This window comes from Pseudarthrobacter sp. NPDC058196 (genome assembly GCF_042882685.1).
In the GTDB taxonomy this organism is placed as follows: domain Bacteria; phylum Actinomycetota; class Actinomycetes; order Actinomycetales; family Micrococcaceae; genus Arthrobacter.
In genome coordinates this window covers 48,827-63,563 of sequence record NZ_JBHVVN010000020.1, presented here as the reverse complement: position 1 = coordinate 63,563, position 14,737 = coordinate 48,827, and the positions used below count along the sequence as shown (strand labels likewise).

The 14,737-nt window shown below is 65.3% G+C and carries 14 protein-coding genes and 1 tRNA gene; 11 read left to right on the top strand and 4 right to left on the bottom strand.

Annotated features, from left to right (window positions below; all coding sequences use genetic code 11):
* The first annotated feature begins 75 nt into the window (after window positions 1-75).
* The 7 genes from ACFVVC_RS21515 to ACFVVC_RS21485 all read left to right on the top strand — a co-directional run bounded on the left by ACFVVC_RS21515 (window position 76) and on the right by ACFVVC_RS21485 (window position 6,739).
* Window positions 76-149, top strand: a tRNA-Leu gene (locus ACFVVC_RS21515).
* A 245-nt stretch (window positions 150-394) separates the two neighbouring features.
* Window positions 395-1,627, top strand: a complete 1,233-nt coding sequence (locus tag ACFVVC_RS21510) for a branched-chain amino acid ABC transporter substrate-binding protein (protein WP_387458172.1) — start codon at window positions 395-397, stop codon at window positions 1,625-1,627.
* A gap of 153 nt (window positions 1,628-1,780) precedes the next feature.
* The gene (locus tag ACFVVC_RS21505; RefSeq protein ID WP_387458169.1) at window positions 1,781-2,788 is read left to right on the top strand and encodes a branched-chain amino acid ABC transporter permease; all 1,008 of its coding nucleotides are present in this window, start codon (window positions 1,781-1,783) and stop codon (window positions 2,786-2,788) included.
* Window positions 2,785-4,029 carry a branched-chain amino acid ABC transporter permease gene (locus ACFVVC_RS21500; RefSeq protein WP_387458166.1) on the top strand — a complete coding sequence of 415 codons (1,245 nt, stop codon included), beginning with the start codon at window positions 2,785-2,787 and terminating at the stop codon, window positions 4,027-4,029. Before ACFVVC_RS21505 ends, ACFVVC_RS21500 begins: the two co-directional genes overlap by 4 nt.
* Window positions 4,026-4,973: an ATP-binding cassette domain-containing protein gene (locus ACFVVC_RS21495; protein ID WP_387458163.1), complete on the top strand. Its 948-nt coding sequence runs from the start codon at window positions 4,026-4,028 to the stop codon at window positions 4,971-4,973. The genes ACFVVC_RS21500 and ACFVVC_RS21495 overlap by 4 nt, the downstream gene beginning before the upstream one ends.
* Window positions 4,966-5,673: an ABC transporter ATP-binding protein gene (locus ACFVVC_RS21490; RefSeq protein ID WP_368665758.1), complete on the top strand. Its 708-nt coding sequence runs from the start codon at window positions 4,966-4,968 to the stop codon at window positions 5,671-5,673. The genes ACFVVC_RS21495 and ACFVVC_RS21490 overlap by 8 nt, the downstream gene beginning before the upstream one ends.
* Window positions 5,674-5,821: 148 nt before the next feature.
* Window positions 5,822-6,739, top strand: coding sequence for a Bax inhibitor-1/YccA family protein (locus tag ACFVVC_RS21485; protein WP_387458160.1), 918 nt, complete (start codon window positions 5,822-5,824; stop codon window positions 6,737-6,739).
* A gap of 110 nt (window positions 6,740-6,849) precedes the next feature.
* Here the strand turns inward: ACFVVC_RS21485 and galK are convergent, their stop codons facing one another.
* Together galK and galT are read right to left on the bottom strand one after the other, a co-directional pair.
* Entirely contained in the window at window positions 6,850-8,031 is a 1,182-nt protein-coding gene (galK, locus tag ACFVVC_RS21480; RefSeq protein ID WP_387458157.1) for a galactokinase, read from the bottom strand.
* Window positions 8,028-9,182, bottom strand: a complete 1,155-nt coding sequence (galT, locus tag ACFVVC_RS21475; RefSeq protein ID WP_387458155.1) for a galactose-1-phosphate uridylyltransferase — start codon at window positions 9,180-9,182, stop codon at window positions 8,028-8,030. Before galT ends, galK begins: the two co-directional genes overlap by 4 nt.
* Before the next feature lie 100 nt (window positions 9,183-9,282).
* Here galT and ACFVVC_RS21470 point away from each other — a divergent pair, with 100 nt between their 5' ends.
* The 4 genes from ACFVVC_RS21470 to ACFVVC_RS21455 are packed head-to-tail and all read left to right on the top strand — an operon-like array spanning window position 9,283 to window position 13,464.
* Entirely contained in the window at window positions 9,283-10,257 is a 975-nt protein-coding gene (locus ACFVVC_RS21470) for an aldose 1-epimerase family protein (RefSeq protein ID WP_387458152.1), read from the top strand.
* Between the two features lie 25 nt (window positions 10,258-10,282).
* A complete protein-coding gene (locus ACFVVC_RS21465; RefSeq protein WP_387458149.1) occupies window positions 10,283-11,599 on the top strand; it encodes an AI-2E family transporter in 1,317 nt (438 codons plus the stop codon).
* Window positions 11,600-11,602: 3 nt separating this feature from the next.
* Complete coding sequence (gene ilvA / locus ACFVVC_RS21460) at window positions 11,603-12,841, top strand: threonine ammonia-lyase (RefSeq protein ID WP_387458146.1); 1,239 nt, start codon at window positions 11,603-11,605, stop codon at window positions 12,839-12,841.
* An 8-nt stretch (window positions 12,842-12,849) separates the two neighbouring features.
* Window positions 12,850-13,464 (top strand): rhomboid family intramembrane serine protease, encoded by a 615-nt coding sequence (locus tag ACFVVC_RS21455; protein ID WP_387458143.1) that lies wholly within the window; start codon window positions 12,850-12,852, stop codon window positions 13,462-13,464.
* 104 nt (window positions 13,465-13,568) lie between these two features.
* Here ACFVVC_RS21455 and greA read toward each other — a convergent pair whose 3' ends face one another.
* Together greA and ACFVVC_RS21445 are read right to left on the bottom strand one after the other, a co-directional pair.
* Window positions 13,569-14,063 carry a transcription elongation factor GreA gene (gene greA, locus ACFVVC_RS21450; RefSeq protein WP_387458140.1) on the bottom strand — a complete coding sequence of 165 codons (495 nt, stop codon included), beginning with the start codon at window positions 14,061-14,063 and terminating at the stop codon, window positions 13,569-13,571.
* A gap of 151 nt (window positions 14,064-14,214) precedes the next feature.
* Window positions 14,215-14,673 carry a DUF4307 domain-containing protein gene (locus ACFVVC_RS21445; RefSeq protein ID WP_387458137.1) on the bottom strand — a complete coding sequence of 153 codons (459 nt, stop codon included), beginning with the start codon at window positions 14,671-14,673 and terminating at the stop codon, window positions 14,215-14,217.
* Window positions 14,674-14,737 lie beyond the last annotated feature (64 nt).

Sequence of the window (14,737 nt, the reverse complement as noted above, 5' to 3'; positions counted from 1 at the left end):
GCCGTCCCCTTTCCGGGGACGGCCGCCGTCGTCGTTTCCCGGCAACGCGTCGCCGGCAGGTACCATTGACCCGGCGCCCCAGTAGCCCAATTGGCAGAGGCAGCGGACTTAAAATCCGCGTGTTGTGGGTTCGAGTCCCACCTGGGGTACTACTCCCGTGCACGGGGAACCGGCACCCGGAGACCGAAAGCCGCCTGCGCCGCAGGCGGCTTTCGCCATTTAATTCCGGATAGGCAACGACTGTTATAAGGCTGTGACCTCAGTCACTTAGATTCGTTGCCCTCCATGCATTAGCTTGAACCTAAATCAGGAATACCTGGTCCCATTTTCGGGCGCCGCAGCGTCCCATTGATCCGCACGCGCATCGCATGGCCCTGTTTCGGAAGGCAGACAAATGTACCGAAAGAAAGTCCTCACCTCGTTGGCAGCAGCAGCCACATTCAGCATGCTGCTGTCGGCCTGCGCCAACCAGGCGGGCCCCGGCACCACCGAAAGCTCCGGCTCCTCCAACAAAGTGAACATCCCCGCCATTTCCAAGGTGGATGTTCCCTCCGGTGCGGTCAAGCCGGCCGGCGACGGCAAGGCAACCTGCCCGGCCACCACTACGTTGGCCTACGCCGGCGCGCAGACCGGCCCCAATGCCCAGCTGGGCGTCAACATCTTCAACGGCATCCAGCTGGCCATCGACCAGCACAACAAGGCCAACCCCGGCTGCCAGGTCCAGTTCAAGAAGTTCGATACCGAAGGCGACCCCAACAAGGCCACCGGTCCGGTGACCCAGTTGGTGAGCGAGTCCGACATCCTTGGTGTCATCGGGCTGCCGTTCTCCGGTGAGTCCAAGGCAACGGGCAACATTTTCGAGCAGAAGGGCCTGGTCCACATCACCCCGTCGGCCACCAACCCCACCCTGACCGGAAACGGCTGGACCACCTTCTTCCGCGGCCTCGGCAACGACGCCGTCCAGGGCCCGGCCGCCGCCAAGTTCCTCACCGGCAAGCTCGGCGCCAAGAAGGTCTACCTGGTCCAGGATGACTCCGACTACGGCATCGGCCTGGGCACCTCCACTTCCGCAGGACTGGGCAGCGCCCTGGCCGGCACGGAGAAGGTAACCACGGGGCAGAAGGACTTCTCCGCAGTCATCTCCAAGATCATGAACGCCAAGGCCGACGCCGTCTTCTACGCCGGCTACTACGCCGAAGGCGCGCCGTTCGACCAGCAGTTGGTCGGGAAGGGATTCACCGGAACGTTCGTGGCACCTGACGGCGTCAAGGACGACCAGTTCATCAAGCAGGCAGGCGACGCGTCGAACAACGCGTACTTCACCTGCCCCTGCCTCCCGGGCGAACTGATCCCGGACTTCGCGTCGGCTTACAAGGACGTCTCCAAGGGCGCCGAGCCCGGTACGTACTCCATTGAAGGCTACGACGCCGCGACGGTCCTCCTGTCCGGCATCGACGCGGGCAAGCAGAGCCGCGCAGACCTGCTGTCGTGGGTCAAGGCCTATGACAAGGACGGCTTCAGCAAGCACTACAAGTGGGACGCCAAGGGCGAACTCCAGGCTCCGACCGTCTACGGCTACAAGGTGGAAAACGGGAAGATCGTTCCGATCGGCCCCATCGGGGAGTAGCAACCCGGCGGGAATCGGCTGTGGGGGCCAGCACTGCAGGCCCCCACAGCCTTTTCTTCGCTTGGCAACAAACCCAGGACCAAGCTACGTCACTAGACACAAGTCCCACGGCCGGGCCCAGAAGGCCGCGTGCAACTGGATCAGGATGTTCCCATGCTTCCCTCTCTCGTCCCACTGCTCCCCACTGAAAATGACTGGATCACCTTCGATATACCGTCCCTGGCCCAGAATTTCTGGAGTGCCACCTTTGACGGCCTGACGTTCGGCGCCATCTACGCGCTCGTCGCCCTTGGCTACACCCTCGTTTACGGCGTCCTGAACCTGATCAACTTCGCCCACTCTGAAGTGTTCATTGTTGGCTGCTACGCCGTCTTCTTCACCCTGAGCAGCCTTGGCTTCGGCCCTTCCGTTCCCCGCCTCGACATCTGGGCCATCATCCTGAACCTGCTGCTGGCCTTGGTCCTTGCCATGCTGGCCTCCGCAGCCACGGCCTTCCTGCTTGAGCGGATTGCCTATAAACCGCTCCGGCAACGCAACGCCCCGCGCCTTGTCTTCCTGATTACCGCCATCGGCGCTTCCTTCACCATCCAGTACCTCATCTACCTGTGGCGCGGTCCCAGTCCCGAACTTGCGCTGACAATGTTCCGGCCTACCCCCATCTTTGATGTCTTCGGCACCATCGTCGATTCCCAGCAGCTGGTGATCATCATCGCGGCGGTCATCATGATGGTCGGCATCGACCGTTTCATCAGCAAGTCCCGCACCGGCCGCGGCATCCGGGCCGTCGCCCAGGACCCGGACACCGCGACGTTGATGGGCGTCAACAAAGAGCGCATCATTATTACCACCTTCATCATCGGGGGCCTGCTCGCAGGAGCCGCCGCATTGTTCTACGTCATGAAAATCCCCTCCGGTGTCCAGTACAGCGGCGGATTCGTCCTCGGCATCAAGGCCTTCGCCGCAGCCGTGCTCGGCGGCATCGGCAACGTCCGCGGGGCCCTGCTGGGTGGACTGCTGCTTGGCTTGATCGGCAACTACGGCCAGATCCTGCTCGGCAACTCGCAGTGGACCGACGTCGTGGCCTTCGTGGTGCTGGTGCTCGTGCTGCTGCTGCGGCCCGAAGGCATCCTGGGAACATCCCTTGGAAGGAGCAAAGCATGAGCATGACGGATGGCCCCACGCCGCTGCAGACGGCGGCCGCCGCACAGGCGGCAGAGGACCGGGAAGCCTCGTCCAAGGCGGCCGGCAAGAGCGATCTGCGGCAGCGCGGGAAACGCAAGTCCGGGTACTTCTCCGACCGGTGGCACGCCCTGTCCCGCCAGCAGCAGTGGGCATTCCTGGTCATCGTGGTTGTCCTTGCCTACCTGCTCCCGCTGCTCAACCCGCCCATCATCACCACGGAGCCGGGCAACAATTTCGCCCTCGCATGCTTCGACATGGCACGGTTTGCCCTCATCGCGGTAGGCCTCAACGTGGTGGTGGGATACGCAGGCCTGCTGGACCTTGGGTATGTCGCCTTCTTCGCTGTCGGCTCCTACTGCGCGGCGATGCTGACCAGCCCCGACTCACCGTTCCTGCACATCCCGTACCTCTGGACCATCCCGGTGGCCATGGCGGTGACAATGTTCTTCGGCGTGGTGCTGGGTGTCCCCACCCTTCGTCTTCGGGGCGACTACCTGGCCATCGTGACGCTTGGATTCGGTGAGATCGTGCGCATCCTGGCCACGATCATTCCCGCCATGAAGGGCCAGGTCGGTTTCCAGAACGTCGGCCACCCGCCCGGCACCGAAGCTGACGGTACGCCCATCTTCTCCAACTCGAACGGTGTGCCCTGGTACTGGCTGACCCTGACCATCATCATCATCGTCACCCTCCTGGTGGGCAACCTGGAGCGCAGCCGGGTGGGCCGCGCGTGGATCGCCATCCGCGAGGATGAGGACGCAGCTGAAATCATGGGCGTTCCCACCTTCAAGTACAAGGTGTGGGCATTTGCCATCGGCGCCGCGATCGGAGGCCTTTCCGGTGCGCTCTTTGCCGGGCAGGTGGGGTTCGTCAACAACCAGAAGTTCGACGTCACCACCTCCATCCTGTTCCTGGCCGCCGTCGTGCTCGGCGGCGCCGGCAACAAGGTCGGCGCCATCCTGGGCGGGGCGTTGGTCAGCTACATTCCCTTGAGGTTCACGGCCATCGCCGAGTACAAATACCTGATCTTCGGGATCGCCCTGGTACTGATCATGATCTTCCGCTCGCAGGGGCTGCTCCCGGCACGGCAGCGCCTGCTCGCCTACGGCCGGACAGCTTTTAACAAGGTCACGGCCCGGGACACGGAAACCAAAGACACGGACAATCCAACACCCGGCCCCGGGACCCGCACGGCCGGAGAGAGGGGAGCGGAGGCATGAGTTCCGAGGAACGGCAGGCCGGCTCCGGCAGCGTCGAGGAGCAGCCGGACAAGGGCAGCCCGGCAGCTGTGGCACCGGAAATCGACATCGAAGCCCTGGCCGAAGCCGGGGTGGACCAGGAACTGGCCGAGAAAGTGGCGCCGGACCGCGATATCGCGGTTGCGGTGGGCGACAACATCGTGGAGGTCCAGAACCTCACCATCAAGTTCGGCGGCCTCGTGGCGTTGGACAACATCAGCTTCAACATCAAGCGCGGCGAGATCCTGGGACTTATCGGTCCCAATGGCGCCGGCAAGACGACGTGCTTCAACGCCATGACCGGGGTCTACAAGCCCACCAGCGGGAAAGTGGTGTTGGAGGGCCAGGTCCTGAACGGCATCAAGCAGCATAAGATCACGCGTCTGGGCCTGTCCCGCACCTTCCAGAACATCCGGCTTTTCGGCGAGATGACGGCGTTGGAAAACGTGGTGGTGGGCCTGGATGCGCGGCACAGGACCAGCGTGGGCGGGGCCCTGCTGCGCCTGCCCACCCACATCAAGGAGGAGAAGTCCGCCATCGAGCGCGGCATGGCCCTGCTGGACTTCGTGGGCATCAGCAGCCACGCCCACGTCCTGTCCCGCCAGCTGCCCTACGGCTTCCAGCGCCGGCTGGAGATCGCCCGGGCACTGGCCACCGATCCGAAGGTGCTCTGCCTCGACGAGCCGGCCGCCGGCTTCAACCCCGCCGAGAAAGAGGATCTGATGGCGCTCATCCGCACCATCAGGGACGAGGGTTACACCGTATTGCTGATCGAGCACGACATGAAGCTCGTGATGGGTGTGACCGACAGGATCGTGGTGCTGGAGTTCGGCAAGAAGATCGCGGACGGACTGCCGCGCGAGATCCGCGAAGACCCGAGGGTCGTTGCCGCCTACCTAGGAGAGCCTGAAGATGACGTTGCTTGAACTTGAGGACGTTTCCGTCCATTACGGCCGCATCCAGGCGCTGCGGAACATCTCCTTCACCGTGGAGGAAGGAGAAGTGGTGGCGCTGATCGGCGCCAACGGTGCCGGCAAGACCACCACAATGCGCACCATCTCCGGCCTGTTGAACTGCTCCGAGGGAAAGATCACCTTCGCGGGCCAGGACATCACCAAGATGAAGGCACACATCCGGGTGGTGCACGGGATTTCGCAGGCGCCCGAGGGCCGCGGGATCTTCCCGGGCATGACGGTGATGGAAAACCTCGACATGGGCACCTTCGGGCGCAAGGACAGAAGCGGCGTATCCAAGGACCTGGACCGCGTCTTTGACCTGTTCCCACGGCTGAAGGAACGCGAGAAGCAGTTCGGCGGAACCATGTCAGGCGGCGAGCAGCAGATGCTGGCCATTGGACGGGCCCTGATGTCCAACCCGAAGCTGCTCCTGCTGGACGAACCGTCCATGGGCCTCGCACCGCAGTTCATCCGGCAGATCTTCAAGATCATCAAGGAGATCAACAACCAGGGGACCACCGTCCTGATGGTGGAGCAGAACGCCAACCAGGCCCTGGCGGGAGCGCACCGGGCCTTCGTCCTGGAGACCGGCGAGATCACGCACAGCGGCACCGGCAAGCAATTGCTGGAAGATCCTTCCATCAAGGAGGCCTACCTGGGCGTGGGATAGCCGCCCGGCGGGGCCCGGTTGTCCGGGAGGCAACGGTCACGGTTCGGTTGCAACCGGGCCCCGGGGGAACTTTCACCACAGCCGCCACGTGGGACTTGGTAGCGTAACCAACAGCTCATCACCCACACCCACATGGAGGAATTCCGCAATGGCACTTGGCGGCAACCCGATCTTCAACGGAAAGAGTTTCCGTGGCGCCACCCAGGCACAGCCTGCCCCGCAGGCACCCTACGGTGCTCCTTACGGCCAGGCACCGTACGGGCAGCAGCCGTACGGCCAGCCGTCCTACGGCCAGCAGGGATGGGGCACCCAACCCCAGGGCATGACGGACGAACAACTCCAGCAGATGTACAACCAGCCGTCTGCGGGCCCCGCCGACACCGGCAGGATGACATTCGACGACGTCATCATGAAGACCGCCGCCTGCCTCGGTGCAGTGGTGGTGGGCGCAGCCGTCACCCTGGTGGTGGCGCAGGGCCTGGCTTCCCTGCTGATGATCGTCGGAGCCTTGGGCGGCTTCGTGCTGGCCTTGGTCAACACCTTCAAGAAGCAGCCCTCACCCGCCCTGATCCTGGCCTACGCCGCCCTGGAAGGCCTGTTCCTGGGCGGCCTGACCCGCATCCTGGACGGCATGTTCCCCGGCGTCGGCCTGCAGGCCGTCATCGGCACCCTCTCCGTCTTCGCCGTGACCCTGGTTCTGTTCAAGAGCGGCAAGGTCCGCGCCACGCCCCGTGCGATGCGCTTCTTCATGATCGCCCTGATCGGCTATGCCGTCTTCGCGCTGATCAACATGGTGATGATGTGGACCGGAGCCGTGCAGTCTCCGTTCGGCCTCCGCACTTCCTTTGAGATCTTCGGCATCCCGCTGGGTGTCTTCATCGGCCTGCTGGCCATTGGCCTGGCAGCGTTCTCGCTGATCATGGACTTCACCAGCATCGAGGCCGGAGTCCGAAGCGGTGCTCCGCAGCGCTTCTCCTGGACGGCCGCCTTCGGCCTGACTGTCACGCTCGTCTGGCTGTACGTGGAGATCATCCGCCTGCTGGCCATCCTGCGCGGCGACGACTAGCCACCGGCGGCAACTGCCGCCGTCGTAAGCAAAGGCCATGGGCCCCACCAAACGGTGGGGCCCATGGCCTTTTTGCGCGCCCGGCCCGTCAGGGCCGCGCTGGCGCGCGCCTAGGCAATACGCATGGCTCCGGCGGCAGGGGAGACAGTGAAGATGTCCGGTGCCTTGAAGCCGGCGTCGGAGAAGGCCTTGGCGACGGCGGTCCGCACCTGCTGCTCCGCATCCACGGGAGTCAGGGCGATCGCGGCCCCGCCGAACCCGCCTCCGGTCATGCGGGCGCCGAGGGCCCCGTTCGCCCGGGACGTGTCCACGGCCAAGTCCAGCTCCGGGCACGATATTTCGAAATCATCGCGCATGGAAACGTGGCTGGCGTCCAGCAGCGGACCGATGGCAGCCGGGCCGGCACCGTCCAGGAGTTCGACGGTCTGGAGCACCCTGTCGTTTTCGGTCACCACGTGCCGCACCCGCCTGAACGTCACCTCATCGAGCAGCCCGGCAGCCTCTTCAAGGTCACCCACCTGGACGTCCCGCAGCGCCTTGACCCCGAGGACTTCCGCCCCGAGCTCGCAGGACGCGCGCCGGGAGGCGTAGCCGCCGTCGGCATGGGAATGGGACACCTTGGTGTCGATGACCAGCAGCACCAGGCCGGCGGGTTCTGTCTCGAACGGAACCAGGGCGGCTTTCTGGTCCCGGCAGTCGAGGAAAACCGCATGGCCCTTGGCGCCGCGCAACGACGCGGACTGGTCCATGATCCCCGTGGGCGCGCCCACGAAGTCGTTCTCCGCACGCTGCGTTGCCAGCACCATCTCCTCGGCCCCAAGCCCGGCGCCGGTGAGGTCGTTGAGGGCGGAGATCACGGCGCATTCGATGGCGTGCGACGACGACAGGCCGGCGCCCAGCGGCACGGTGGAGTCCAGGAGCAGGTCCAGGCCGGGGACGTCGATGCCCCGCTGCCTGAGGGCCCACATGACACCCAGGGGGTACTTGGTCCAGCCCTTGGCCGTTCCGGGGTGCAGGGAGTCCAGTGACGTGGTCACGATGCCCTGGTCACCGTAGGTGGACAGCAGCCGCACGGTCCGGTCCGGGCGGACCGCGACGGCCACCCGGGCGGTGCGGTCGATGGCGAACGGAAGGACGAACCCCTCGTTGTAGTCGGTGTGTTCGCCGATGAGGTTGACCCGCCCCGGCGCCTGCCACACGCCGTCGGCAGCGCCACCGAACGCCTCGGTGAAGCGGGCGGCGAGATCGTGGGCGGAGACCGGGGCTGTGCCGGCCTGGTCCTGGCTGCTCACGCGGAAGCTCCTTCTGGTGCGGCCGCCATGGCGGACGGCTCTGTCGACGACGGGACAGAAACACTGCGCAGGCGCTCCGCCACGCTTTCCGGCGTGGTGTCGTTGATGAACGCGCCCATCGCTGCCTCCGAGCCGGCGAGGTATTTCAGCTTATCCGCTGCCCTGCGAGGGGAGGTCAGCTGCAGGTGGAGGTAGCCGGCCGGGCGGAGGACCTCGTCCAGGGGAGCCTGGTGCCAGGCTGAGATGTAGGGCGTCGGGGTGGGGTAGAGGGCGTCCACCCGCTTGAGCAGGTCGAGGTACACCTGCGCCAGCTCGTCTTTCTCCTCCCCGTTCAGGGCAGCGAGGTCGGGGACGTGGCGATGCGGGACCAAGTGGATCTCCAGCGGCCACCGCGCGGCGAAGGGTACGTAGGCGCTGAAATGCGTGCCCTCCACCACCATCCGGCTGCCGTCTTCCCGCTCGGCCCGCAACATGGAGCCGGTCAGGGTTTCGCTCCCGTCCTTGGCGTCGTAGTACCTCCGGGCCGCAGCCCCCAGGACGCCGGCGCGCGGCGTGACGTAGGGGTAGGCGTAAATCTGTCCGTGCGGATGATGCAGCGTCACGCCGATATCCGCTCCCCGGTTCTCAAACGGGAACACCTGCTTGATGCCGGCCATGGCGCTGAGGGCACCGGTGCGCTGTGCCCACGCTTCGATCACCGTACGGGACCGCTCCTGGCTCAGTCCGCTGAACGAACCGGTGTGTTCCGGGGTGAAGGACACCACCTCGCAGCGGCCATAGGCGGGACCTTTCGTTCCCCAACCCGGATCCGCCGGAACGGGCCCCAGGGCCGGGCCAAGGGAAGGGAAGCGGTTTTCGAATACCACAACGTCATAGTCGGCGGCCGGGATCTCTGACGCGTTGGAGTCAGTGGTGGGGCAGATGGGGCATTGGTCCGCAGGAGGCAAGTGCGTCCGTGCCTGCCGGTGGGCGGCAACCGCCACCCATTCCCCGGTCAGTGCATCGAACCGGAGCTCGCCCGGCTCGCCCCTGGGCGGCAGTCCGCGATGGTCCGTGGTGAGTTCGGCAGTCCGGGGCGCGGTGGTGCCCGCATCGTCGAAGTACATCAGTTCCCGACCGTCGGAGAGCGTGGTGGTAGTCATCCCTGTCATGGCAAAAGTTTCTCATAAACGCTCAATAAAGAATAGTTAACAACAAAAAGTAACAGCGACGCTCATGCGGGCACGGCTCCGCCCGTTGTACGGTAGGCCCATGACTGCCTCGTCCGAACCCGAAAACCACGGTCCCGCGTTCCTCCCGTCCTGCGCTACCGGCCGCCAACACGAGCTGCGCCGCGGCGACGCCGCGGCGGTGGTCACCGAGCTCGCCGCCGGCCTGCGCTCGTACCACCGTGGCGGTGTCCTGCTCACGGAAACCTACGGCGATGACCAGATCGCGCCTGGCGCCACCGGCATTACGCTGGCGCCCTGGGCCAATCGGGTGGAGAACGGGACCTGGTTCCTGGATGGGAAGAAGCAACAGTTGGACATCACCGAAGTGTCCCGCAACAACGCCAGCCACGGACTCCTGCGGAACGCCGGTTACTCCCTCGTGGGGAAGTCGGAACACTCAGTGGAACTGGAAGCCACCATCTTTCCGCAGCACGGATACCCCTTCCTGGCCCGGCACCGGGTGCAATACCAACTCACCGAAGACCTGGGACTCCACGTCACACAGACGCTCACCAACGAGGCCACGGCGCCGGCCCCGTTCGTCCTGGGCGCACACCCTTACCTGCGGGTCGGTGACACCCCGGTTGAGGACCTGGTGCTGACAGTCGCCGCTGAGACCCGGCTGGTGGCCGACGACCGACTGATCCCGCGCAGCACGGCACCGGTGGACGGGGATACCGACTTCCGCTCCGGCAGTGCCATTGCCAATCTCGCAGTGGATGTTGCCCTGACCGACCTGCACTATGACGGGGGCAGGGCGCGGCACACCCTTGCCGCCGCCGACGGCGCCGCGGTGTCGCTCTGGCAGGACGAGGCCTGCCGCTACGTCCACATTTTCGTCAGCACCGAGTACCCCGGACGGACCCGCGCCGTGGCCGTGGAACCGATGACCGGACCGGCGAACGCTTCCAATTCAGGAGACGGCCTGCGCTGGCTGCCGCCGGGCGAATCCTTCAGCATCGAATGGGGGATCGACTACGTCCCGGCCCAGGCCGGGGCGTTGGTTTCGCATTAGCGCAAGGCTGCGGAAGTATTGGGTTATGACGCCACATGAGGACGCCGTGACCCAGGCAAACCGACCTTCTGCCACCGCCGCCCCGCTGAGGGTGCTGACGGATCGTGAACTCGACAAAGACATTCCCTACGGCGTCCGTATTGCGGCATCCTGGTCGTGGCGGCTGGGCCTGATCCTGCTGATGGCAGGAACCCTCGTGTGGCTGCTCAGCAAAATCACCCTGCTGATCATTCCGATCATGGTGGCCGCTCTCCTTGCAGGACTCCTGAGTCCCGTCACCCACTGGCTGAAACGACGGCGCCTGCCCGCCGGCCTCGCCGTCGCCGTGACGGTCCTGGGCTTCATCGGGGTCATCGCGGGCGCGCTGGCCCTGGTGGGCCGCCAGCTCGCGGTCGGGTTTGGAGAGCTCTGGTCCCAGGCCCTCGAAGGCATACGGCAGGTCCAGGACTGGCTGTCCACGGGCCCCCTGCACCTCACGGACGCCCAGGTGGACCAGTACGTCAAGGACGCCAGTGACGCGCTGCAGAACAACAGCAGCAGCATCCTCAGCGGTGCGCTCTCCTTCGGCAGCACCGCCGGACACTTCGCGGCCGGGATGCTCCTGTCCCTGTTCATCCTCATCTTCTTCCTGCTGGAAGGGGACCGGATCTGGGCCTTCCTGGTCAGGCTGCTGCCCCGGAAGGCCCGGGCCGCGACCTTCGGTGCAGGCCGCAAGGGCTGGGCGTCAATGGTCAGCTATGCGCGCATCCAGATGTTTGTCGCTGCCGTCGACGCAATCGGAATCGGCGTCGGAGCGGCCATCATCGGTGTCCCGCTGGCGCTTCCGCTCGGCGTGCTGGTCTTCCTCGGCTCCTTCATTCCGGTGGTGGGCGCCCTGGTGACGGGCGCCGTCGCCATCCTGCTCGCTTTGGTGGCAAACGGCCCGGTCAATGCCCTGGTGATGCTGGCCATCGTCCTGCTGGTCCAGCAACTCGAGGGCCACATCCTGCAACCCCTGGTCATGGGCAAGGCAGTCTCGCTGCACCCGGTGGCGGTGATCCTCAGCGTTGCGGCGGGCTCCTACCTCGCCGGAATCCCCGGGGCGCTGTTCTCGGTACCCATCCTCGCCGTAGCAAACTCGGCCGTTCGCTACATTGCCGCAAGAACGTGGGAACATGAACAGGTGCCGGTCATCGCCGGAAAGCCCATCACAGCCGGAGCGGGCGGGGACAACACCATCGAGGACGTTGAACCGCAGGCTGCATCCGATGCGGGGCTCGAGGCTGCCGGCGCAACAGCCGAACACCGCGATGCCCGCACCGCCTCCCGAGAGGGCACCGGAGCCGAATCCAGAGGAGAGTAGTCCGTGAAGATCCTTGAAACCCTTCCCGTCACACTGGACGATGTCCTTGAGGCGCAGAAGCTGCTTGACGGGATTATTGCGCGCACCCCCGTGGAATCGTCCCGCGCGCTGGGCGGCATGGTGGGCGGTGACGTCTACTTCAAATGCGAAAACCTGCAGCGGGCCGGGTCATTCAAGGTGCGCGGTGCCTACGTCCGCATGGCGCGGCTCTCCGCAGACGAGAAGAAGCGCGGCGTGGTGGCCGCCTCCGCCGGCAACCACGCCCAGGGTGTGGCCGTCGCCGCCAAGAGCCTTGGCATCAAAGCCCGTATCTACATGCCCCTCGGAGTGGCGCTGCCCAAGCTCGCAGCAACCCGCAGCCACGGCGCCGAAGTGATCCTGCATGGCCACAACGTTGACGAAGCACTCGCCGAAGCGCAGCGCTACAGCAATGAGACCGGAATGGTCTTTGTCCACCCGTTCGACAACGTGGACGTCGTGGCAGGGCAGGGGACTGTTGGCCTGGAAATCCTGGAACAGGTGCCCAACGTTGACACCGTTCTCATGGGCGTGGGTGGCGGAGGGCTCCTTGCCGGGGTCGCCGTCGCCATCAAGGCCCGGGCCAGGGAACTCGGCCGCGAGATCCGCATCATCGGGGTCCAGGCGGAGAACGCCGCCGCCTACCCGCCCTCGCTGGCCGCCGATGCGCTGGTGCCCCTGAAGAAGGTTTCCACCATGGCTGACGGCATCGCCGTGGGCCGCCCGGGACAGTTGCCCTTCAGCATCATCCGCGAACTGGTCGATGACGTGGTCACCGTCAGCGAGGACTCCCTGGCCCGCGCCCTGATCTTCCTGCTGGAACGGGCCAAAATGGTAGTGGAGCCCGCCGGTGCGGTGGGCGTGGCGGCCCTGATGGACGGCAAGATCGAGAACCCCGGAACCACGGTGGCCGTCCTCTCCGGCGGCAACATCGACCCCATGCTGATGCTCAAGGTCATCCAGCGCGGCCTCTCCGCCGCCGGCCGCTACATGACCGTACGAATGATGCTGGACGACCGTCCCGGCTCCCTGGCAACCATTGCGCGCATCATCGCCGAAAACGATGCGAACGTCACCGGCCTGGACCACACCCGCGTGGGTGGTTCCATCAGCATGGGCGACGTTTCCATCACGGTGAACCTTGAGACCAAGGGACACCAGCACGGTGAGCAAGTCCTCAGCGCACTCCGCGCTGAAGGTTTCCAGCCGATCGTCGTCCATTAGGACCTCCCATGGCCGGACCTGCTGGTAACGGACGCTTCCCGGCGCGCCAGACTTTGGCGTCGCGCGCGAAGGGCGGCCTGGCAGTGCTGGGCGGCTTCCTGGCCCTGTTGTTCGCCCTGGAGGTGGCCAACTCGCTCATGATGGGCGCGCTGGTCAGGACATTCGGGCTGCGGCCCAGGAGCGCCGACGGGCTGCTGGACATCTTCACCTTCCCGCTGCTGCACGCCAACCTGAACCACCTGCTCTCCAACAGCCTTCCACTGGTCATCTTCGGGTTCCTGGTGTTCCTGTCCGGGCTGCGCGTCTTCCTGACCGCGCTGGCCTTCAGCTGGCTGGGCAGCGGCCTGACCGTGTGGCTCATTGGCGACGGCGTTACCGTGGGGGCATCCGGCCTGGTCTTCGGGCTGTTCTCGTTCCTCCTGGTGCGCGGATTCTTCAACCGGAGCTGGCGGCAGATCCTGCTCGCTGTGGTCCTGTTCATGGGATACGGCAGCATCCTGTTGGGCGCCCTGCCATTGGTTGCCGGTTACGTGAGCTGGCAAGCCCACCTGGGCGGTGCTGCCGGCGGCGTCGTGGCGGCGCTCCTGCTGCGGCCCCGCATCCCAGCTGCCGTGGAGACCTGAGCGAGGGGCCTGTTTGCCAGCCCGGGGGCGTTTAAAACACGGCGGCGGCCGTCCCTTGAGGGGCGGCCGCCGGTGGTTGCTGAATTTATGCCGGCAGGCGAAGGCTAGGCGGCGTAGGGCTTGGCGGAGAGGATCTCCACCTTGATGTCCTTGCCGTTCGGAGCGACGTAGCTGAGGGTGTCCCCCTCCTTGTGGCCCACGATGGCGGCCCCCAGCGGGGACTTTTCGCTGAAGACATCCAGATCGGAGTCGCCGGCGATTTCACGGGAGCCCAACAGGAACGTCTCTTCGTCTCCCGCGATCTTGGCCACCACGATCATGCCCGGTTCCACGATGCCGTCATCGGCAGGTGCTTCGCCCACGTGGGCATCCCGAAGCAGCACCGTCAGCTGGCGGATGCGGGCTTCAATCTTGCCTTGCTCCTCCTTGGCTGCGTGGTAGCCGCCGTTTTCCTTGAGGTCACCCTCTTGCCGCGCTGCTTCAATCTTCTGGACGATCTCCGCCCGGCCTGCGCCGGAAAGGTGGTCCAGCTCTGCCTTCAGGCGGTCAAAAGCTTCCTGGGTGAGCCAGGCTACAGAAGCGCTGTTGGTGGTAGACACGGACTTCTCCTCTGGTGGTCCTACATGCAAAAGACCCCGCCATGGTGGCCACTTGTGGAGCAGCAACCAGCTCAGCGGGGTAAAGGTATCTGTCCAGTGTAGTCAATCACTTGGAGATAACCCAACCAGGACGAGTCGCGGGTCACATCCCTTATTGGGACTGGCTCGGAATCCAGCAGCTGTCCACCAGGCCCGACACGGACTCCGACTCCGTCAGCACGGTGACGCGCTGTGCGACTGTCCTGCCGCCGTCGGCCGTTCCATCCGCCGCTGACGGCGGAATGTCAACCACCTTCCAGCCCACGACGGCGAACTTGGAATCCAGCGCCTTGACGGCACACTTCACGGCGTTCCCGGGTTCGCGCGTGACCTGGAAGTCCACCTCGGCGACGGTGGCATCGGTGGTGCTGTAGCCGATGTCCTTGTATGTCACCCCGGACAGCGAATTCGATGTTGAAACCCATGCCAGGAACCCGATTCCGGCCGCCAGGGCGATTCCGATGGCGGTGCGGGTGGCCTTGGGAGTGAACCGGCGCTTTTTAGCACCATACCGATTGGCTAGGCTAGTGTCTGCAGGCGCGGATTGGGCCGGCTGGTCCGGGGAAGTCACCAGACCAGTTTAGTGCCCTTTCCTCCGGCACTCTGCGGCGGCTGCGGCCGCCGGTGGGCCACTG

What these genes read in the sequence shown, in the direction of transcription:
- ACFVVC_RS21505 (WP_387458169.1), top strand. Translation starts at nt 1,781, where the DNA reads ATGCTTCCCTCTCTCGTCCCACTGCTCCCCACTGAAAATGACTGGATC.
- ACFVVC_RS21485 (WP_387458160.1), top strand. Translation starts at nt 5,822, where the DNA reads ATGGCACTTGGCGGCAACCCGATCTTCAACGGAAAGAGTTTCCGTGGC.
- ACFVVC_RS21500 (WP_387458166.1), top strand. Translation starts at nt 2,785, where the DNA reads ATGAGCATGACGGATGGCCCCACGCCGCTGCAGACGGCGGCCGCCGCA.
- ACFVVC_RS21510 (WP_387458172.1), top strand. Translation starts at nt 395, where the DNA reads ATGTACCGAAAGAAAGTCCTCACCTCGTTGGCAGCAGCAGCCACATTC.
- ACFVVC_RS21465 (WP_387458149.1), top strand. Translation starts at nt 10,283, where the DNA reads ATGACGCCACATGAGGACGCCGTGACCCAGGCAAACCGACCTTCTGCC.
- ACFVVC_RS21455 (WP_387458143.1), top strand. Translation starts at nt 12,850, where the DNA reads ATGGCCGGACCTGCTGGTAACGGACGCTTCCCGGCGCGCCAGACTTTG.
- ACFVVC_RS21470 (WP_387458152.1), top strand. Translation starts at nt 9,283, where the DNA reads ATGACTGCCTCGTCCGAACCCGAAAACCACGGTCCCGCGTTCCTCCCG.
- ACFVVC_RS21495 (WP_387458163.1), top strand. Translation starts at nt 4,026, where the DNA reads ATGAGTTCCGAGGAACGGCAGGCCGGCTCCGGCAGCGTCGAGGAGCAG.
- galT (WP_387458155.1), bottom strand. Translation starts at nt 9,182, where the DNA reads ATGACAGGGATGACTACCACCACGCTCTCCGACGGTCGGGAACTGATG.